Origin of the sequence: Rivularia sp. UHCC 0363 (genome assembly GCF_034931125.1) — a bacterium.
Lineage (GTDB): Bacteria > Cyanobacteriota > Cyanobacteriia > Cyanobacteriales > Nostocaceae > Rivularia.
Map to the genome: position 1 here is coordinate 35,833 of NZ_JAYGHM010000054.1, position 21,155 is coordinate 56,987.

14 protein-coding genes and 1 CRISPR repeat array are annotated in these 21,155 nt (G+C 38.8%); of the genes, 5 read left to right on the forward strand and 9 right to left on the reverse strand.

Features of this window, described 5'->3' with window-relative positions:
• Positions 1-13 precede the first annotated feature (13 nt).
• The 7 genes from VB797_RS25235 to VB797_RS25265 all read right to left on the reverse strand — a co-directional run bounded on the left by VB797_RS25235 (position 14) and on the right by VB797_RS25265 (position 9,729).
• Positions 14-937: a glycosyltransferase family 2 protein gene (locus VB797_RS25235; protein ID WP_323240506.1), complete on the reverse strand. Its 924-nt coding sequence runs from the start codon at positions 935-937 to the stop codon at positions 14-16.
• Positions 934-2,304, reverse strand: coding sequence for a murein biosynthesis integral membrane protein MurJ (gene murJ, locus VB797_RS25240; RefSeq protein WP_323240507.1), 1,371 nt, complete (start codon positions 2,302-2,304; stop codon positions 934-936). Before murJ ends, VB797_RS25235 begins: the two co-directional genes overlap by 4 nt.
• Before the next feature lie 12 nt (positions 2,305-2,316).
• Positions 2,317-3,765: a DUF4832 domain-containing protein gene (locus VB797_RS25245; protein WP_323240508.1), complete on the reverse strand. Its 1,449-nt coding sequence runs from the start codon at positions 3,763-3,765 to the stop codon at positions 2,317-2,319.
• A 93-nt stretch (positions 3,766-3,858) separates the two neighbouring features.
• The gene (locus tag VB797_RS25250) at positions 3,859-5,913 is read right to left on the reverse strand and encodes a nucleoside-diphosphate sugar epimerase/dehydratase (protein ID WP_323240509.1); all 2,055 of its coding nucleotides are present in this window, start codon (positions 5,911-5,913) and stop codon (positions 3,859-3,861) included.
• Positions 5,914-6,822: 909 nt separating this feature from the next.
• Positions 6,823-7,341, reverse strand: a complete 519-nt coding sequence (ilvN, locus tag VB797_RS25255; RefSeq protein WP_323240510.1) for an acetolactate synthase small subunit — start codon at positions 7,339-7,341, stop codon at positions 6,823-6,825.
• A gap of 189 nt (positions 7,342-7,530) precedes the next feature.
• A complete protein-coding gene (locus VB797_RS25260; RefSeq protein ID WP_323240511.1) occupies positions 7,531-7,656 on the reverse strand; it encodes a hypothetical protein in 126 nt (41 codons plus the stop codon).
• A 12-nt stretch (positions 7,657-7,668) separates the two neighbouring features.
• On the reverse strand, positions 7,669-9,729 hold the full coding sequence (locus VB797_RS25265) for a thioredoxin domain-containing protein (RefSeq protein WP_323240512.1): 2,061 nt from the start codon (positions 9,727-9,729) through the stop codon (positions 7,669-7,671).
• 858 nt (positions 9,730-10,587) lie between these two features.
• Between VB797_RS25265 and clpP the strand changes: the two genes are divergently transcribed.
• Entirely contained in the window at positions 10,588-11,193 is a 606-nt protein-coding gene (clpP, locus tag VB797_RS25270; RefSeq protein WP_323240513.1) for an ATP-dependent Clp endopeptidase proteolytic subunit ClpP, read from the forward strand.
• A 479-nt stretch (positions 11,194-11,672) separates the two neighbouring features.
• Here clpP and dtd read toward each other — a convergent pair whose 3' ends face one another.
• Together dtd and VB797_RS25280 are read right to left on the reverse strand one after the other, a co-directional pair.
• On the reverse strand, positions 11,673-12,110 hold the full coding sequence (gene dtd / locus VB797_RS25275; protein ID WP_323240514.1) for a D-aminoacyl-tRNA deacylase: 438 nt from the start codon (positions 12,108-12,110) through the stop codon (positions 11,673-11,675).
• Positions 12,111-12,287: 177 nt separating this feature from the next.
• Entirely contained in the window at positions 12,288-13,415 is a 1,128-nt protein-coding gene (locus VB797_RS25280; RefSeq protein WP_323240515.1) for a GTP-binding protein, read from the reverse strand.
• A 582-nt stretch (positions 13,416-13,997) separates the two neighbouring features.
• Between VB797_RS25280 and cysS the strand changes: the two genes are divergently transcribed.
• The 4 genes from cysS (at position 13,998) to VB797_RS25300 (ending at position 20,244) form a co-directional block, all read left to right on the forward strand.
• Complete coding sequence (cysS, locus tag VB797_RS25285; protein ID WP_323240516.1) at positions 13,998-15,464, forward strand: cysteine--tRNA ligase; 1,467 nt, start codon at positions 13,998-14,000, stop codon at positions 15,462-15,464.
• 491 nt (positions 15,465-15,955) lie between these two features.
• Positions 15,956-17,059: an AI-2E family transporter gene (locus VB797_RS25290; protein ID WP_323240518.1), complete on the forward strand. Its 1,104-nt coding sequence runs from the start codon at positions 15,956-15,958 to the stop codon at positions 17,057-17,059.
• A 217-nt stretch (positions 17,060-17,276) separates the two neighbouring features.
• On the forward strand, positions 17,277-18,713 hold the full coding sequence (locus tag VB797_RS25295; RefSeq protein WP_323240520.1) for a TldD/PmbA family protein: 1,437 nt from the start codon (positions 17,277-17,279) through the stop codon (positions 18,711-18,713).
• Between the two features lie 184 nt (positions 18,714-18,897).
• A complete protein-coding gene (locus VB797_RS25300; RefSeq protein WP_323240521.1) occupies positions 18,898-20,244 on the forward strand; it encodes a TldD/PmbA family protein in 1,347 nt (448 codons plus the stop codon).
• Between the two features lie 264 nt (positions 20,245-20,508).
• Positions 20,509-21,122: direct repeats of the CRISPR family, unit length 37 nt; unit sequence GTTGAAACTTTAATTAATCCCTATCAGGGATTGAAAC.
• The last annotated feature ends 33 nt before the right edge of the window (positions 21,123-21,155 follow it).

Consider the following 21,155-nt stretch of genomic DNA (forward strand, 5'->3'; position numbering starts at 1 on the left):
ATTTTAGTTAGTTTTACGTTGATTCGGAAAATTGATAATTATCTGACAGATAAAAATAATAACCTAAAGGGAAAAGTATAATAGTTAAAAAACTGTAGTCGGAATCTAAAATTATTTGATTTAATTTTACCCTGCCATGTAAAGAAAAACGAATATAGTTTATCATTTGCCGTACTTTCCATTTTATGGGTACGGGTAATTGACAATATTCTTTGTAATACATGATAGTTGCCCGGACACTATTTACACGTACAGCAGTCATTGATTTTGTTAAACTATCATTACCTAATTCTCTATAGATTCCCAACTCTTCGTTAATAAATCTTGTTTGATATAAAAGACTAATTCTGTTCCAAATCAAGTCTTCAGGAACAAACTTTTCATCGGCAATTTCAGGGAATGTAAATTGTTTTAGAATATTAGTTCTTTGAAATCCCCATTTTTCTCCAAATACTAGATATTTTGTTCTAATTTCAAATGCATTAGAATCAATTATATCATTAGGAAACTTATCTCCAATTAAGTTCCCTTCTGTATTTACACAAAGAGCAGTTATCGCAGAAAATTTCTCTCTTTTATTATTTCCAATCGAATCCCAATGATGTTTGAATCTCTCCAATGCTTGGGGTACGCATCTGTTGTCAGAGTCAAAATTCAAAAATAATTCTCCTTTTGCTTCTTTGACTCCACGGTTAAATGCTATGTGTTTTCCTTTATTCTTTTGCCAAATATAACGGATAGGAAATTTAGCTTTTCTTTGCCATTCCTCTACTAAATCTTTCGTATTGTCTGTAGAACCATCATCAACAATTAACCATTCAAAATTTTGGAAACTTTGGTTTTTAAGACTTTCATAAACACCAATCAAGGTATGAGCGCGATTATAGGTAGGAGTGAAAACTGTAAAAATATACCGATTATCTGCTGCATAATTCATTTTATTGCCCGATATTTTTTTAATTGTTTATTTGCTGCTACAAGTAAATATAAAAAGGAAAGTAAATATACACAGCTAGTAGATAAAGCTATACCTTTTATACCTAGCCATTGCATAAATAAATAATTTCCGAGAATATTTACTATTAAACCAAATCCTGAAACCCACATTAATATCTGATTTTGTTGCATTGAAGAAATTAATTTTACAAGTAAAATACAGCCTATATAAAAAGGTATTTGTAAAGCATAAAAGGCTTGTATCTGAGCTACTAAAGCTGTATCTTCACTCGAAAACGATCCTCTTTGAAAAAATATTTCTATAATCGGTTGTGCAAAAATAAACATGATTCCCGATAAGGGTACGGTAATTAAAAAAATAATTGAAAGGTAGCCCTTAAGAGTGTGACTTACACCTTTCCAATCCCCAGAGGCAACCATTTTTGAAAAGTAAGGAATCACAGCAGTGCCTAAAGCTAAACTCATTAGACTAATAGGAGAGACAATTAATCTATTTCCGTAGTTTAATGCTGCAACACTACCAGGTGACAACATTGCTGCCATTACCTGATCTATAATACCAGCACTACACGTCATCATAGACCCTGCTATCATTGGGGCATACTGATTGCCAACTTGCCGTAGGTTTGAGTCAATTCCATACCATTTAGGGTAGAGTGAAATACCTTGCTTATGAAGTCCCACACCTAAGATTACTATTTCAACTAATGCACCGCATAATAACGCACTAGCGAAAGCGAAGATTCCCCAAGATTCCAATCTAAATAGAAATGCGATCGTGATTAAGGGGGTAGCGAGCGGTACTAACGCAAACAAAGCAAAATGCTCTCGGGCATTAAAAACAGCACCCCAAATTGCACTAATGCCCGATAGCAGGATAAAAGGCGCAATGACTAGAAGCAGATTAAATGTTAAGCTCAACTTCTGGGAATTAAACCCCGATGCAATCAATTGCAGATACACCGGAGCGGTTATCACAACTAATAAACCTGCGATTACTAGCAGCCCTATATTGCATCTGGTTGCACTACTAAAAAGTTCTTGACTTGCTTTAACTCCTTGCTTATGAAGTACCTGAATATAGGTAGGGATAAAGGCAGAATCAAAAGCACCTGTAGTAACATTGATGACGAAGCTAGGAATTGCTAAGGCAATATAAAATGCATCAAGTTCATCTTGCGTACCAAATCTCCAAGCCACTAACAATTCTTTTGCCATTGCAGCTATTTTTACGACAGCTGTTCCCAAACCAACTGTAAGGGCTGCTCCGAATATTTGCCTGTTAGTAGAGCCGCTTGTCAGTTTTTTCCAAAAAGCCACTAAGTAAGAGTATCGCAGGTTTTTCATTATGTTTGGTAACTAGCGTGACTGAAAATAATCGCTACCCGAATAAGTACTTCCTCCTGCACCTGCATTAACAACGATGCTACGTAGCAACGAGTTGTATCCTGTAGACTCTTCCCAAACATCTACATTTGCTAGCCTGATTGAATATTCTGGACGATTGTACAATTTGGGTGTAGGGTCTGGAAGATTGAGGAATAGATCGTATTCTCCAGTAGTAAGATTTTCAGGTAAGCCAGCTTCTATATTTACTGTATTGCTACTACCTGGCAACCATCTTCGGGGATCTTCATTCACCCGCAAAAAATACTCTTGGTTCGTTTCTCGGTTGCGTAAAATTACTTCTAACAAGCGTGGGTTGTAAGGGCTAGCCCATCCAAGATTCTCAACTTCAAAGTTGGCAACAAACTTGCCACCAGGTTTCAAACTATCAGGAATCTGTGAATTTACCAGACGGAATCGATAGCCTAAACGGCGCTTTATCTCTTCCATACAACCTTCGTTTCTCCATGTATCTAAAACGCCTTCGTCGTAACTATAATTGATTGCGCTCCAACGCATTCGTTCTAATTCTTTCAAAGCATTATCACAACCGATATATGGTTGGGCTTGGCTGTCAGAGTTACAGGTTTCGCCTCCCTGAACTAAATATTGATTGTCTTGGTTTAGAAAGCTTTTTTGTTCTTCTATAATGCTTTCATTAGTATCTTTGTAAGTACCCCAATTGTCTATGCTAGCTAAGAAGCAGTCGTTATGCGATCCAGTTCTAGCTCGATTGGAATTGTTAAAAGCTTCAGAAGAAGTCAGCGGATTTTCATTATCGTAAATGCGCGTTTTGTCATATGGATAACGTAAAGCAACCATTCTTTCAGATGGAAGTACAGATAATAATTTAAACAAGATATCTTTCTTATCTGTAGTATTTAGCAAATCATTTGTTGAACGATTCCACTCACCCCAATATCCGATAAAACCAGCATGTAGATATGCAATAGCATCATAATTGTCTTGAAGTATTGGCTTTAACTGTTCCATATGAGTCAAGATTTCATTCTTGGAAGCATCGGGACCGCCTCCTTGCCAATTGTAGGTAAAACGAATAATTAACTTTAGTCCGGCTTCTCGTGCTGTTTGTAAATCCTGCGATACCAAGTTTAAAAAAGACTCAGGTAGCTGTGCAGATCTATCGGGTATTAGATAAATCCGACGAACTAAACTCAAATTGTCATTCCTAAGTTTTCGTAACTCAGAAAGTTGTAAAGGAGTAAAAGCTTTATTTTGATATGGCTCTGGATTAAACGGGATATAAAACCCCCGTTCCGGATTCGGAAAATTCTCGAAGCTTTCGGAATAGGTAGTCTGTACTGTAGAAGCATTTAAAGGCATGATTCGACATCCATAAGCCATACCAGTAATCGCAATTAAGGATAAACTACTGACGCACTTTTTGAAACTTATTCTCATACCCTTAGTATTTAAAAACATCCTGGAAACATTAAGTTTTACTAAGATATTAATATCACAGAATTTAGTCGTTTTTTCTTCTTCTAAAAAAAATTACGCACTTTTCGGTTCTGCTTTTCTTTGAGTAGCTTCATTGGGTTTAATGACAGTAGAATTACTATTTGTCAAGCTCTCTATTTCCCCCCGATTATCCAAATGTTTCGGCTTATATCCTGGCACTAATTGCTCTAACAAATACATGATTGTATTCGTATCATTTTTCTCTGCAGCCTGACGAAGTGCTTCTACTGAAACTTTCAAATTACTCGGTATAATCCGGCTCGAATTCTTCACCATAAACAGCTTTTCATGTTCGGTTGGATCGTAAACTTCTCCTTCTATAAACAACTCTTCAAATAATTTCTCTCCCGGTCGCAAGCCGGTAAAAACAATGTCTATATCTTTATTTACCCTGTAACCGGAAAGTCGAATTAATTCTGAGGCTAAGTCAACAATTTTTACAGGTTCACCCATATTAAGCATCAGTACTTCACCACCTCTACCCAAAACTGCTGCTTGTAATACTAGCTGTACTGCTTCGGGTATAGTCATAAAGTAACGACAGATATCTGGATGAGTCACCGTTATGGGACCTCCTGCGGCAATTTGCTTTTTAAATGTCGGAACTACACTGCCGCGACTGCCCAAAACGTTACCAAAACGTACTGCTAAATAACAGTTACCGCTTTCTTTGGCTGCTTGCAATACCAACATTTCCGCAACTCTCTTACTAGCACCCATAATGTTGGTGGGATTCACCGCTTTATCGGTGGAAATCATCACGAAATGCTTGACGTTACACCGCAATGCTTCATCCAGCAAGTTTCTAGTACCGATCGCATTATTAGTAATTGCTTCGGGTGAGTTCATTTCCATCAAGGGAACGTGCTTGTGTGCCGCAGCATGGAAAATCACGTCTGGCTGGTATTTATCAAAAGCGTGTCTGAGTCTATCTTTAAACCGGATATCGGCGATAAATCCTGAAATTCGAGTCGCTTGTTGAGTTTTACTTTCGTTTTTTAAGGTTTGTACTAGCTGGTTTAACTCTTGCTGAATATTAAAAACTGAATTTTCCCCATGTCCCACCAACATGATTTCTTTGGGGTAACACAAGCAAATTTGACGGCAGAGTTCGCTACCAATGGAACCACCAGCACCCGTAATTAGGACTCTTTTACCTTTGAGAAACTGAGCAACTTTCTCAATGTCTGTCTGTACTGGCTCACGTCTGAGTAAGTCCTCAATCCTCACATCTCGAATGCTGTCCAACCGCACTTTACCGTTGAGAATTTCATGTATTCCCGGTAAGGTACAGGTTTGCACTCCAGCAGATTTGCAAATATCGACGATTTCCCGAATCACTTCCCCTGCAACCGATGGCATGGCAATAATTACCTTATCCACCCTCAAAGGTTCCAAAACATCAGGGATTGAATTGCGATCGCCAACTACATGAATTCCTCGAATACGTGCGTTGAACTTGCTTCGATCATCGTCGATAAATGCTACAGGACAAAAATCCAAGCTCCTCTGCATTTCATGTACCAAACTTACCCCCGCACTTCCCGCACCCACTATAAGTACTCGTTCTCCTTGCTGGTCAAAGCCACGAGTAAAGGCTGTCCGCGAGTGTCTTACTCTCTCAACAACTCGGAGACTAAAACGCAATGCACCAATAAATATTATTGATAGCAATCCATCGAGAAATGGTAGCGATCGCGGTAGTCTATCTACAGTCCAGGGTAAAGCAAAATTCACAACGTCAAATAACAAAATTTGGATTACCACCGCAGCCACTATCAACATAGTTACATATGTTAATTCTTCTACACTGGCATAACGCCAGTAACGACGATAAAAACCAAAGCTATAAAATACACCAATTTTAACTATCAAAAACAGTAATGTTGCGGTTACTAAATCTGATATGTACCATTGAAGTTCTAAATCGCCATCTAAACGCAGTATCAACGCTAAAAGCGGCGTGATGGCAAAAACAATAACATCAAAAATCAATAAATGGCGGTTTCTCAGCTTTAATAAATTACTCAACAAAAGTTTTGTTGATTTATCAATTAGCCAATGAGAAACCATGAATAAACTATTCATAGCTACGAATATCTCCTGGGAAATCTGCAACTAACATACCTTTGGGTAAGCCAATTGGAGCGTTAATAACTAATGCAATTAATCTTTAATTGTTCTTACGCACTAATAAATTGACCCTATCAAATAATCATCGATAGAGAAAAGCTATTTGAAATAATAACTTCAGTGAAATTGACAAAGAAAAGCACAGTCGCTTCTTAAAAAAAATTAATCAATATGGTAGATACACGATCTCTCCTAATTAACATCACTAAACATTTACAAACGAAGCACTCCCATGCACCATATGAGAAGCACTTACCAACATTAACCATCTTAAATAAAATGCTTGGAAAAATTATCATATTGCGGGTTTGTCTAATACTTTAATAAGTAATTTCCAAACTCCCACCTGCTATTTCACTTGTCTCTAAAGACAATGCATCATTTGTGCCTAACGAAATTACACAAAATTATTAACCTACTATTTACTCCCAGTTAATTTAACCATTTTGCGTTTACTGTTTCGTTTTTCCCAAATTTTGACATTGTAATTTTGCACCAAAAAAATGTTCTATAAAATTAAGCTTGTTTCAACCACATTTTACTAGCGGTCATTAATAGTCACACTTCTCACTCTGCACAAACAGCTTTAACCGAGCAAGTAAAAATTATTAAAAAATAAATACCTGCTGTAACCGATCTAACTGTTTTTTCTCTCAATATAATATTTAACAGTTTTTCTGAGCTAAGTCATGCCAATTTGGCACTAATTTGATGTTTTCGTAAATTAACTGACAATTTTTTCTGAAGAGGGCTTTGTTCGGTAAGGATTAATAAATACAATCATGTTTTGATTGCTTCGGACTTGAAATTAAATTTGGAATGGTGCGTTACGTTTTGCTAACACACCCGACTACTTTCTATTAACTAAACTTTAGCTTCCAAAGTTTTGAGCCATTCTGTATTTACACCAGACTCGCGAGTTAATGCAATTCTTCCGGTACGAGCAATTTCTCGCAAACCGAATTTTTGCAATACCTGGACGATCGCTACTATTTTTCCTGGGTCTCCCACAACTTCCACAGTCAAGGAATCTTCAGCAACATCGACCACTCGCGCTCGAAAAATCTGAGCTAATTCAACAATTTCCGAACGGTTGCTGCTGTTAGCATTCACTTTGATCAACATTAGCTCTCGTTCCACGCAAGGAATTTCAGTAATGTCTTGAACCTTAAGAACATTAATCAACTTATATAATTGCTTAGTAAGTTGTTCGATGATCCGGTCATCACCGGGTACAACCATCGTAATTCGAGAAATCCCCATTTGCTCCGCCGGACCTACCGCAAGACTTTCAATATTAAAGCCGCGACGAGCAAACAAACTAGAAATTCGCGAGAGAACTCCCGCTTCATCTTCTACAAGTACCGAAAGCGTATGTTTCATCAATTATCAATGAACAGTTATCAATTATAAATTAATAGTTATTTAATCAGATTATAGTTTCGGGGGGACGGATGTCAAAAGCCATTCGATTTTGGATTTTAACAACGGATGCTTTTGTTTTGGGAGTTAGGAGTTAGGAGTTAGGAGTTAAGAGTTAGGAGTTAAGAGTTAGGAGTTAGGAGTTAGGAGTTAGAAATTAAGAAAAATTTGTAGTGTCCGCTCCCAATCTCCCAATCCCCCCATCTCCCCATCTCCCAATCTCCCAATCTCCCCATCTCCCCATCTCCCCATCTCCCCATCCCCTTGTCCCCCCATCCCCCCCTCCCTTCAATCCCCTCTCGTGTAGCTAGAAACTACTTGCTGCAATAATTTCTCTTCATTCTCTGCTGGTGGGAGACATTTTAATCCTTGACAAACTAAGCCAAAGCTATTTTGTGGCAAATTGGATACTTCTACAAATGCAGCGACGGGTAAGAATTTACATATTAACGAGTCGATCCGCTCTTTGACGGTACGAATTAAGGTGCAATTTCGATACCAATCTAAGGCTAAAAATAAAGTAGGACAAGCTTGAGGTGTGCTGTTCATCACGTTGCGAAATGCTTTTAAACCTTGCTCTGCTAAATTTAAGTATTGAAGGTTATCTGTAACTAAAGTCAGTCGCACCAGGTTGGATAAAGCGATGCCGTTGGCGGATGGTGTGGCATTATCTATATAGCTGCGTTCTCGGACAATTAATTCTTGACTAGCATCAATGGCTGTATTAAAGTAGCCTCCGAGTTCGACGCTCCATAAATATTCGTTAAATTCATCTTGTAGGGAAATTGCTTTTTCTAACCATAAGGAAGATTGGTTGGCAGTTTTTATCGAAGCTTGATGTAAATCTAACAAGGCTTTGATAAATAAAGCATAATCTTCGGATTGAGCCAATATACTCGGTTTACTTTCGTAATTTAGCCGGTGAAATCTACCATCTACAAATTGATTATCTAGGATAAACTTGGTTGCTTGAGTTGCCATCTCCAGGTATTGTGGTTTTGAGAATACTGCATAAGCTCTGGCTAAACCGGAAATCATGAAGCTATTCCAAGCAACAATCATCTTAGTGTCTGTAACTGGTGGAATGCGACCTTGCCAATTATGGGATTTTGCTTCTTCGTTATTGCGAGCGGGAGGAATTGCGATCGCGTTACTACTGTCACCGTAACGAGCAACAAACAATTTTTCTAAAATAGCTTCAACGGAATCGCTCAATTGCTCCGAGTTAAGCCTTTGTAAAACGTTTTGATTTTCAAAATTACCGTTAGCAGTAACTGTAAAATTTTGTTGCAATTGGGTTAATTCATCTGTTGTAAGTAATTGTTCTAATTCGCTGTAACTCCAAACGTAAAATGCTCCTTCTTCTGGTTCCACATCTTCTTGGGTGATAAAACTATCAGCATCTTGAGCAGCGTAGAAATAACCTTGGGGTGCCGTCATTTCTCGTTGCAGCCATTGTACCGTTTTGGCGATCGCACGACTAAAACTTGGTTCTTCGACTCCCGCACTCCATAAGTTAGCCAAATATTCGACTATTTGACCGTTATCGTAAAGCATTTTCTCAAAATGAGGTACAGTCCAGGTGGGATCGACTGTATAACGATGAAAACCACCATGTACGTGGTCAAAAATTCCACCGAGCGCTAAATCTAATCCTCGTTGGGTACAATTTTGTTTATTATCAATCGTCAAATCAAATCTGCTTCCCTGTAATGCCATCTGTGCGTAGGGGATCGAAGGAAAACTATTTCCTTGACGGTTGGGAGCAATGATTCTGCTAAAAGTTTGCCAAGCTTCTCGTAATAGTTGATTATCTTGGGTTTGTGCTGCTTCGGGTTGTAATACCGCAGATGTGAGTAGCGATTCTAAAATAACTGCTTTACGCTTTTGTAAATCTTGTTTTTCGGTATCGTAATAATTGCGGATCGCTTTCAATACCTGCAAAAATCCCGGACGACCGTAAAGTTCTTGTAGCGGAAAATAGGTACCTGCATAAAATGGTACTAAGTCATCAGGAGCAAGAAAAACGTTTAGGGGCCAACCACCTTGACCGCTCATCATCTGTAAAGCCTGCATATAAATGCTGTCAATATCAGGTCTTTCTTCGCGATCGACTTTAATCGGCAGAAAATTAGCATTCATATATTCAGCTATTTCCAAATCTGAAAAAGCTTCTCCCTCCATCACCGTACACCAGTGACAGCTTGAATAACCAATGGAAAGAAATATTGGTTTATTTTGCGATTTAGCTGTAGATATTGCTTCATCGCACCAACTCCACCAATCAATGGGATTCTCCGCGTGTTTGCGGAGGTAAAGACTTTGAGCCAAAGCGAGACGATTAGTCATAACTGCAAAAAATATGAGGAGGCTTTTAAGCTCAGTTTACCGTTTAATTCATTTAGGAAACGTGGTAGTAAATTATTAAAACTAATTGTTAAAATAAAGAAACCCGGTTTAACAAAACCAGGTTAATAAAATACTATAATGTTTTATTACTTATACAATAATAACTACGGAATCAATTATCGATGAAGCTTGATAATGACCAGCTTTAATAACGGAATTTATTTTATCTACCTATTAGTTGATCGTATTTGATTACAGGTATGTCCGAAGCGATCGCCATCAAGCAAAAAGTCTAACTTACAAACTTTTTACTTTGTCTTTTTAATATTTAATTCCGCTAAACACTAATATTTACTATCTCGTGTTTCAAATACTGTTGTCACTTCGTCAGTCTATATGAATCGCTGCTAGTTTACTTAATAGAACGAACTAGTAGGTCAACAGATGGTTTAGACTGTATATCTAATGGGTGTTTAGCCTGTGAAGTCATTAATCCATCGCTATTTGAAGTTAAACCGAAAATTAAATTGAGTAACAAAGTTATCATTGTCGCTTGTACTAATCTTTTCAACATGACTATTTCCTATTTCTATAGATCGATGGCATTTTGACTTTAAACTGTTAACAAATATGCCTCTCGTATTATTGTTTTACCTGCAATGATGATTTCATCCGGATAGCCTGGGTTACTAATATTAAATATGTGATTTTAACTACAATTTAGCTAAATATAATCACTTAACTAGATGTAGAGTAACTGCATCTCAAAGAATCAATATTTTTGTAAAACTGCTGTTGATAGCAACAATTAGCTTAGTAATCGATAAAATGTATGTAAATTAACTGTGACTAAGCTGCATGATTCCTATCGTTATTGAACAATCTGGTCGAGGCGAACGCGCCTTCGACATCTACTCACGGTTACTACGCGACCGTATCATTTTCTTAGGACAACCTATTGACAGCAACGTGGCCAATTTAATTGTTGCTCAATTATTGCTGTTGGATGCTGAAGATGCGGAGAAAGACATATATATGTATATCAATTCTCCTGGTGGATCGGTAACTGCTGGTATGGGTATTTTTGATACCATGAGACATATCCGTCCGGATATTTCTACTATTTGCACCGGACTCGCAGCTAGTATGGGTGCTTTCCTGCTTACTGCTGGTACTAAAGGTAAGCGGATGAGTTTACCTCATTCTCGAATTATGATTCATCAACCTTTAGGTGGCGCACAGGGACAAGCAACCGATATCGAAATTCAAGCCCGCGAGATTCTTTATCATAAGCAGAAGCTAAATGAATATTTAGCTGAAAACACGGGTCAACCGATTGAACGTATTCGTGAAGATACCGAAAGGGACTTCTTCATGTCGCCTCATGAAGCCCAAAATTATGGCTTGATTGACCAAGTTATAGACCGTCACTCTGCCGGTAGCCGTCCGATGGCTGTTGTCTAGTTAATATTGAATAATCAATGGCTAATATTGGCTACTGATTATTGAATACCAACTTATAAACACTTCAGTTAACGAATCATCAATTACGTAATGGAATTCCTTTTGTTTAGGGGATTCCATTTTTACTTATTTAATAAGTAGAGAGGAAATCTATAATGATTAATTTTTTCTTTAGTTTCCCTAATTTTACTTATTGTCAAGTATTGCAGGTAATATTTAGTTATCAGTTTTACTTATTATATCAGAACGGTGGAGCAGTTCTATAGCTTCTGTAACTAATTAAGATTATGCTTAATGTTTTAGGTTTAAAGGCGAGCTTAATTTACATATATAAATTCTTAGTCTGCTTCGCGATCAAGTAAGCTGTTACGCATTTAATTTGTATAATACTAGCGAGCAAGATGCATGTCCTTACGGACACGCTGCGCTACCGCACTACAATATTTTCAGGTTTTCCTGTTATACAATTTAGCTGCACATCAGCTTATTAAAGTGACGGGACCATCGTTTTCTATAGAGACTTGCATCATTGCGCCAAATTTACCCGTTTCTACCCGTAAACCGCTGGCTCGCAACTTTTCTACGAAGCAGTTATATAGACTTTCGGCTGTTTTCGGAGATGCGGAACGATCAAAGGAAGGACGACGACCTTTACGACAGTCTCCGTAAAGAGTAAATTGACTTACTACTAATAACTCACCGCTAATTTCTTTTATTGATTGTTGCCAACGGTCATTATCCGCCGATTCTGGAAACAAACGCAAATTTAAACATTTACGCGCCATCCATTCCAATTCTGCTTCAGTATCTGTATCGGCGATACCTACAAGCAAATTGAGTCCCATGCCAATTTTACCCATAATTTCACCGTTAACAACAACTTGGGATGATTTAACTCGCTGAATAATTACACGCATGAATCAATTATCAAAGATGTAGGGTTGAATGGTTACTAGTCTCTAGCTGGGAACCCCTGCGCGAGAGGCTCTGCCTTTAGAAATAATCGGAGGCAGAGCCTCTAGTAATGCATTCCTAGCCAGAGGCTAGGAACGATAATGAAACGAGTTAAACTGGAATACTAGTTAATTAAGTCATTATTTCCCAAATCCTTTACCTTTGCTAGCAGAAGGTACACAAACGCAGTTTTCTATCTGCTTTAATAATGCTTCTTCGTCTAAATTTTGACCAATTAACACCAATTGATTTTTCTTTGGCTTATCATTTTTCCACTCGTCATCATCAAGGGTAAAGCGTTTACCGCAAAGGTGGAAAATATGTCTTTTAGGACTTTCATCAAACCACAATATTCCTTTAGCGCGGAAAATATTGTCGGGTAGCTGGTTGTCTAAAAAATACTGAAATTTACGGATAGAAAGCGGCTTTTCTGTCTCGAATGATATCGATGTGAAGCCATCATTTTCTAAGTGATGGGAATGATCGTCATGTTCGTGGTCATGATGTTCGTGGTGGTCGTGGTCTTCGTGACTACATTCTGAGTGGTCGTGATGGTCGTGGTCATCATGGTCATGGTCATGATGCTCGTGCTTATCTTCAGCACTTGCATCAAAATATTTATCTGTCTCGAACAAACCAACGCTGAGAATTAAAGGTAAAGGTACCTGGGATTTTGTGGTGCGGAGAATTCTTGCTCCTTCTTTAATGTCCCGAATTTTTACTTCTAAAGCATCCAAATCGGCTTCATCAACCAAATCGGCTTTATTGAGAACAATTACATCACCGTAAGCAATTTGGCTAAAAGCAGCGTCGGAGTTGAATAAATCCAAGCTGTAATTCGCTGCATCTACTAAAGTGACAATGGAATCCAAACGAGTTAAATCTCGTAATTCGGTTCCTAAAAACGTCAATGCAACGGGTAAGGGGTCTGCTAAACCCGTTGTTTCTACCACCAAATAATCTATATTTTCTTGGCGTTCCATTACTTTGTAAACCGCATCCACCAAATCGCTATTGATAGTGCAGCAGATACAGCCGTTGTTTAACTCCACCATGTTCTCATCGGTGGCAACTACCAACTCATTATCAATGCCAATTTCGCCAAATTCATTCACCAAAACAGCGGTTTTCAAACCCTGCTGATTGGTCAAGATATGATTGAGTAAAGTTGTTTTCCCACTACCGAGAAACCCAGTAATAATTGTGACTGGTAATCCTTTTTTCGTTGCTTCCATTGCTTGAGATTCTGAGGTTGCTGATGATTGCATGGTGAGAACTGTAAATAAAATAAAATAGAAGAGAAAAGAACAGGACTTACGTTAGCGGAGCGTGACGCGGTAGCGTCATTATTGTCATAATACCCAGTTGGTGCGTGACGCTACAATTCTTATTGCTACGTTTATATTTAGTCGTAGCGTCACACACTAGGCTGTTGACTCTGTAGGTTTTTGAGTGCTAAAAAATCATCACAAATCCCTCATCTCCAATCTAGCCTAGACCTCACCCCCTTCCCCTCTCCTTATTAAGGAGAGGGGTGTCCGGAGGATGGAGTGAGGTTCAAAATGTTGTGATTATAACTGACATAAAAGTTGCATGAATAAAAAGTAGGAAAATACTATCAAAGTCAACACCCTAGTCACACACCCTACAAGAAAATTATGCCAGTTGCGTAAGTCCTAAAGAAGTAAAAATAATAATTTAGCGTAGGTCGTAACGCAAAACTGCTTTAACCTATTATCGCGTAACTCACATCTAGAAACTGGAAACCATTTATAATCTAATCCATTCGCGTTGCGTGTCCGTAGGACAAATCTAAAATCTAAAATCTAAAATCTAAAATTTTTTTAGTTATGACCCTAACAGTTTACAACAGTCTTACCCGTCGCCAAGAAGCCTTTACAACTGTAGAACCGCAGAAAGTTAAAATGTATTACTGCGGAGTGACGGTTTATGATTATTGCCATTTGGGTCATGCTAGAGCTTGTATTGTTTGGGATGTAGTCAGACGCTATTTACAATTTAGCGGTTATCAAGTGCGTTACGTGCAGAATTTTACCGATGTTGACGATAAAATTTTAAGGCGATCGCGAGAAGAAAACTCATCGATGGAAACTGTAGCCGAGAAATATATCAAAGCATATTTTGAGGATATGGCGCGGTTAAATGTTAAAGAAGCCGACGAATATCCCCGCGCTACTCAAACAATGGATGGAATTAAGCGGTTAATTCACGAGTTGGAACACAGAGACTATGCTTATGCATCGAGCGGTGATGTTTACTACGCAGTACAGAAATTTGATGGATACGGCAAGCTTTCCGGACGTAAATTAGAAGATATGCAAGCCGGTGCGAGCGAAAGGGTAAATGTAGAAGACGCAGAATATCAGAAGAAAAGATATCCTTTTGATTTTGCCTTGTGGAAAGCCGCAAAGCCCGAAGAACCCGCTTGGGATTCACCCTGGGGGAAAGGTCGTCCGGGATGGCACATTGAATGCTCTGCAATGGTCAGGGAGCGTCTTGGAGAAACCATTGATATTCACGCAGGTGGAGCCGATTTAATTTTTCCCCACCACGAAAACGAAATTGCTCAATCGGAAGCCGTCACGGGTAAACCTTTAGCTAATTTCTGGCTGCACAACGGCATGGTAAAGGTTGGGGGTGAAAAAATGTCCAAATCTTTAGGTAATTTTATCACCATTCGCGAACTACTCGATCGCGGTGTTGAGCCGATGGCAGTAAGATTATTTGTACTGACGGCACAGTACCGCAAGCCCATTGACTTTACCGACGAAGCCATAGAAGCAGCTACAAATGGTTGGAATACTCTTAAAGAAGGGTTGCTTTTTGCTCATAAATATGGTGAAAAGTTGGATTGGGGCATTGGGGATAGGGCATTGGGCATTGATAAAAATTCAATCCAAAATTCTTATGTTTTGCGTTTTCGAGAAGCTGTAAATAATGACTTTAATTTTTCTACCGGTTTGAGTGTATTGTTTGAATTGGCGAAAGAACTTGGCAAGGAAGGAAACATCTTAGTACATCAAGGTAAAACCGAAACATCATCCGCAGAATTACAGAAAATGTGGCAAACATTAGTTACACTAGCTGATGTTCTCGGCTTACAAGCTCAAATTGAACCCGAAACCACAACGGATGACGGTTTAAGCGATGAGCAAATAGAAGAAAAAATTCAACAAAGAAAAGAAGCCAGAATTGCCAAAAACTTCGCCGAATCCGACCGCATCCGCGACGAATTGCAATCTCAAGGTATTGCCTTAATTGATAGTAAAGAAGGTACGAAATGGCACAGGAGTTAGAATTTTGGATTTTAAATTTTGGATTTTGGATTAAAAGAATTAGGAGTGAGGAGTTATGGAATTTTAGATTAGAAATCTTTGTTCGGGCAATAACTAGTACTTGACCACGTTAATTATAATTGGTTTGTAGTAGTGCGAGCGTCCCGCTCGCTAGCTCTTTACTTTTGTGGTACATCGCAAAGTGGGAATTAGTAGTGCGAGCGTCCCGCTCGCTAGCTGCTAAGAGAAGGTAAGATGCTTTCTATTCACAACGAGCGCTTTCTATTCACAACGAGCGCTTCCTATTCACAACGAGCGCTTCCTATTCACAACGAGCGCTTCCTATTCACAACGAGCGAGCAAGATGCTCGCACTACGAATTTTTTACTTATCAAAATTAAGATGGTGGAATTCTAGAACTAACTCAAGATTGAATATTAAAAGTTGTAAAAAGTAAATTCTTAACTCCTAACTCCTAACTCCTAACTCCCCATCTCCCCATCCCCATCCCCATGTCAGAAAAGCGTAAATCCTTCACTCTGTACGATGTTCTATTAATTATTGCTGGATTTTTCCTCGTCATTTTATTGTGGCAATTACGGAGTTTATTGTTAACTTTGATGATTGCTGTGGTGTTGGCTGCGACTATTACACCTTTTGTTGATGCATTGGAAAAATATCGTTTTCCCCGGTGGTTGGGGGTGATTCTGTTTTATCTGGGTTTGATTGGGGGATTGACTGCGATCGGTTTGTTGATTGGCCCTTCTGTTGCAGAACAAATCCAGCGTTTAGCTCGGAGATTTCCAGTTTATTTGGACAATTTGGGGGTAGCAGTTGAAAATTTAGCTGTGCGTCTGGGAATTACTCAGCTAGAAACAATTGAACAATTCTTTGATATTCAATCGCTGACTAATTGGTTGTTTAGTTCGAGTCAAAAGTTGGTTTTACGTTCTTTTGGTGTGACTTTCGGTATTCTTGGGGCTGCGGTAAATTTGATTTTAGCTGTGGTGATTTCTGGCTATATGGCTGCTGGAAGCAAAAGTTTAATTGAGGGTTTGATGAACTTGTTTCCACAACCGTGGAATGAACGTCTTAAAGCCCAAGTTTTACCGATTTCTCGACGCATGGGGGGTTACGTCCAAGGAAGGGTTTTGGTTTCATTGATTTTAGGTGTTGCGATCGCACTGGCTTTACGATTTTTAGGACTTGCAGAATTTGCTTTAGCATTAGGTACCATTGCCGCATTTACCAACGTAATCCCGTTTGTTGGACCGGTTTTAGGAGCGATTCCAGCTTTAATTGTTGCGATCCCCTTGGGAGGATTAACTTTTTTATGGGTACTGCTATTATTTGTAATCATTCAAAATGTTGAAAGTTACGTACTAGACCCTTTATTAGTCGGTTCTTCCGTGCGAGTTCACCCGTTTTATCAGCTGCTCGCGGTCTTAGGGGGAACCCAGGTGTTAGGAATTATCGGTGCTGTAATTGTCCCCCCTTGGATAGCCGGTATAACAGTACTTTTAGAAAATTTGTATCTTCAACCAAAATTATTAGCTGAAGCGAAATTTGAGAATCAGGGAATAGGGAACAGTGAGGAGTTAGGAGTTAGGAGTTAGGAGTTAGGAGTTAGGAGTTATGAAACCATTCACAGTAGTGTCCGCTATCTTGCTCCCTGGTTGTTTCCCAATCCCTAATGCCCAATTACCAATTACCAATTACCAATGCTCATTTTATTCTAAACAAAGAAAAAACTTAACAAATCATAGATGCAAAAGTTGACGTTTTGTAGTAAATAATATAGTCTCCCCCTTCCTCACACTAAAGTTTTACTGTATGTGGTCTGAACTCAAAAAAGCAATTAGTAATATTGATGTTTCTGCTGACTGGCTCGGTATCAGGGCGGTAACAGAAATATCATCAAATCGTTTTATCCGGGACGGTTTACCTCAAAGCAATGGCAAGTCTTCTACTCTGGGAGCAATGGTAGAAGTCATGGTGAATGGCTGTCTGGGCTATGGGGCTACTAATTCTTTAGATTTTGATTCCTTGCAATCGGCTGCGGAAGTTGCGTATAAACAAGCACTAGCAGCTAGTGAATGGTGGATATATCCATTTCAAAAAGCCAGCGAACGTCCGAAAGTTGTAGGTGAATACATTTCACCGTTAGTTGAGAATTTGGATGCTTTAAGTCCTGGTGAAATTAATGATTTGCTGGTGCGTATTTGTAACACGTTAAAAGTTGATGACAAAATTGTTCAAACTACAGCTAGTGCTAGTACTACTGAAAAAAATACTTGGTTTATCAGCAGTAATGGTTCGGAAGTTTATCAAAAATTCTTGTTATTTAGTACTCATTTCGGAGCGACCGCACAAGATGGTCTAGTTGTCCAGCAGCGGACGAATAATGGTTGGTCGGCGCATTGCTATCAAGGGCTTTTGGAATTTAAGGAAGAGGATTTGTGGTATCGCGTGCGAGAAGTTGGGGAGCAAGCTGTGGAGTTGTTAACGGCTCAAGAATGCCCAAGTACGCGCACTAATTTGGTGTTAGCAGCAGATCAGATGATGCTACAAATCCACGAAAGTGTCGGACATCCTTTGGAAATTGACCGAATTTTAGGCGATGAGCGAAACTATGCTGGTGGTAGTTTTGTCAAAACTGATGATTTTGGCAGTTTGGAATACGGTTCGGCTGCAATGAATATTACTTTTGACCCCACCGTCAAAGGTGAATTTGCCAGTTATGGTTTTGATGATACAGGTGCGATCGCAACGCGAGAATATGTAATTAAAGAAGGTGTGTTACATCGGGGTTTGGGAAGTCTGGAAAGTCAAGCTAGAAGCAAGGTTAGCGGTGTTGCTTGCGCTCGCGCTTGTTCTTGGAATAGACCACCAATTGATCGCATGGCAAACTTGAATTTAGAACCAGGTTCAGCCAGCTTTGAAGAAATCATCGGTGGTATAGAACACGGGGTTTACATGGAATCTAACCGTTCTTGGTCAATCGATGACCGTCGATATAAATTTCAATTTGGTTGCGAATACGGTAAATTAATTGAAGATGGTAAGCTCACAAAAACCCTGCGTAATCCTAATTATCGAGCTACTACCCCAGAATTTTGGCAGAGTTTAACCAAAGTAGGCAATAAATCTACTTGGAAAATGTACGGTACTGCTTATTGCGGTAAAGGAGAACCCAATCAAGCAATTTCTGTAGGACATGGCTCCCCCGTTTGTTTATTTACAAATGTTGAAGTTTTCGGTGGAGGATGAGGGGGATGGGGAGATGGGGAGATGGGGAGATGGGGAGATGGGGAGATGGGGAGATGGGGAGATGGGGAGATGGGGAGATGGGGGAAAGAAAAGTTAGGAGTTTTAAGAATTATTGACTAATTCCTAATGCCCAATGCTCCATTTAGAATCCAATATTTAAGATCAATTTGATTGCATTACTTTTATGAAAAAAGAAGATATATCAGCTTTAGAAGTTAATTTTAACCGACTGTTTGAATTTCTTTTAGATAAGAAGCAACCGGAGGAAGAGTTTACTTTTAAACTGAATCGGGAACGCAGTCAATTTACTCGGTTTAATCGTGCAAAGGTGCGGCAAACTGGTATTGTTGCGGATGGTTGGATTGAATTGACTTTAATGGAAAGTCAGCGCAGTAGTTATCGCGTTTTTCCCGTTAGCGGTAATTGGGAATTTGATCGGCAGCAAGCGTATAGTTCTTTGCAGGATTTACGAGCAGAATTACCTTTATTACCTTTAGATACATATCTCGTTTTACCATCGGGAGATGATAACAATCGAGAAATTCATTCAGGTAATTTATTAGCTGAGGAAGATGTTGCCAAAACGATTTTAGAAGCGGTGACAGAATTGGATTTTACGGGATTTTATGCTGGAGGTAATATCAGTCAAGGTTATGCAGATTCGGGTGGTAAAAAATATTGGTTTACTAGCGATACTTTTACATTAGATTATTCAATATTTACCGATTCTGGACAAGCTGTGAAAGGCTTTTTTGCTGGCAATAATTGGGATAATCAAACTTATATAGATAAAATTTCTGAAGCTAAACAGCAATTAAAATTACTTTCTCATCCTGCAAAAGAATTACCGCGAGGACATTATAAAACTTATTTTGCACCTGCTGCGGTGGCGGAATTGTTAACAATGCTGTCTTGGGGGGGTATTAGTGAAGCTGATATTCAACAAGGAAACAGCGCTTTAGGAATGCTAGCGAGCAAAGAAAAGACGCTTTCTCCAAAATTTAATTTGCGAGAAAATTTTCAAACTGGTTTAGTACCCCGTTTCAACGAATGGGGAGAAATCGCTCCTTTGGATTTGAAATTAATTGAAAAAGGTGTTTTACGAAATAGCTTAATTAACTCTCGTTCCGCCAAAGAGTATGATAAAAGTCCAAATGGTGCGAATAGTTCCGAATCTTTACGTTCACCCCAGATTGGTTTAGGGAATTTAGAATCTGAGAAGATTTTATCAAGTTTAGATACGGGGCTTTATGTATCTAATTTGCACTATCTTAACTGGAGCGATCGCCCTTCTGGCAGAATCACCGGAATGACCCGTTACGCTTGCTTTTGGGTTGCTGATGGTGAGATAGTCGCACCAATAGAAGATCTACGCTTTGATGATAGTTTATACAGCTTTTGGGGTGATAATTTAATAGATTTTACCGATCGCCATGAATTTATCCCCGAAGTAGGAACCTATGAAAATCGTCAGCTTGGCGGTAGTATGGTTCCGGGAATGTTAGTAAAAGATTTTACCTATACGCTCTAAAAAAATTACGGAAATTGCGCTGATCGGGGGGTGTTTGAAAAAGGGTTTGCGAAAAAATGGCTGAAACGCTTATTGTGAATGCTTTTGAGGCTGTTTTTCTTGATCATAAATTAGCGCAAACGCTCAAAGTATTGTCAGATATAGTTTTCAGCCGTTTTTTGTTTAGGGGAGTTGACAGCTTATGGTCTTGAAATGCTATATTTACTTTAGATCGGCGCATTTGAACCTTGAAAACCAAATACTGTATACCTTCTAGAGCGAGCAGTTGAAACTTTAATTAATCCCTATCAGGGATTGAAACTATTTTTTCACCGTAAACAACATTATTGTTTACAGGTTGAAACTTTAATTAATCCCTATCAGGGATTGAAACTGTTAACGACCATCACAAAACAGCCGAAAGAAATTTAAGTTGAAACTTTAATTAATCCCTATCAGGGATTGAAACATGGTCGGAATCTTTAACTAACTCCTTAAGGTTGTTGAAACTTTAATTAATCCCTATCAGGGATTGAAACTATGAATCTTGCCATTAGTTTCTCCCTTTGTTTGTTGAAACTTTAATTAATCCCTATCAGGGATTGAAACGAGGCAAAACCAGGCTCAGGTAAAACAACAACAAGTTGAAACTTTAATTAATCCCTATCAGGGATTGAAACCAAGCACTGACGATTTGATTTCTGTACTCAGCACTATGGTTGAAACTTTAATTAATCCCTATCAGGGATTGAAACAATCGATTCAGAAGTAAGAGCTACCTGAATATAGTTGAAACTTTAATTAATCCCTATCAGGGATTGAAACTGATTACCCCCCAAGGACTATTAACTTTAGCCGCATAGTTGAAACTTTAATTAATCCCTATCAGGGATTGAAACGCGCTTAACCAGCCCGTGTATGCCGGGTTAAAC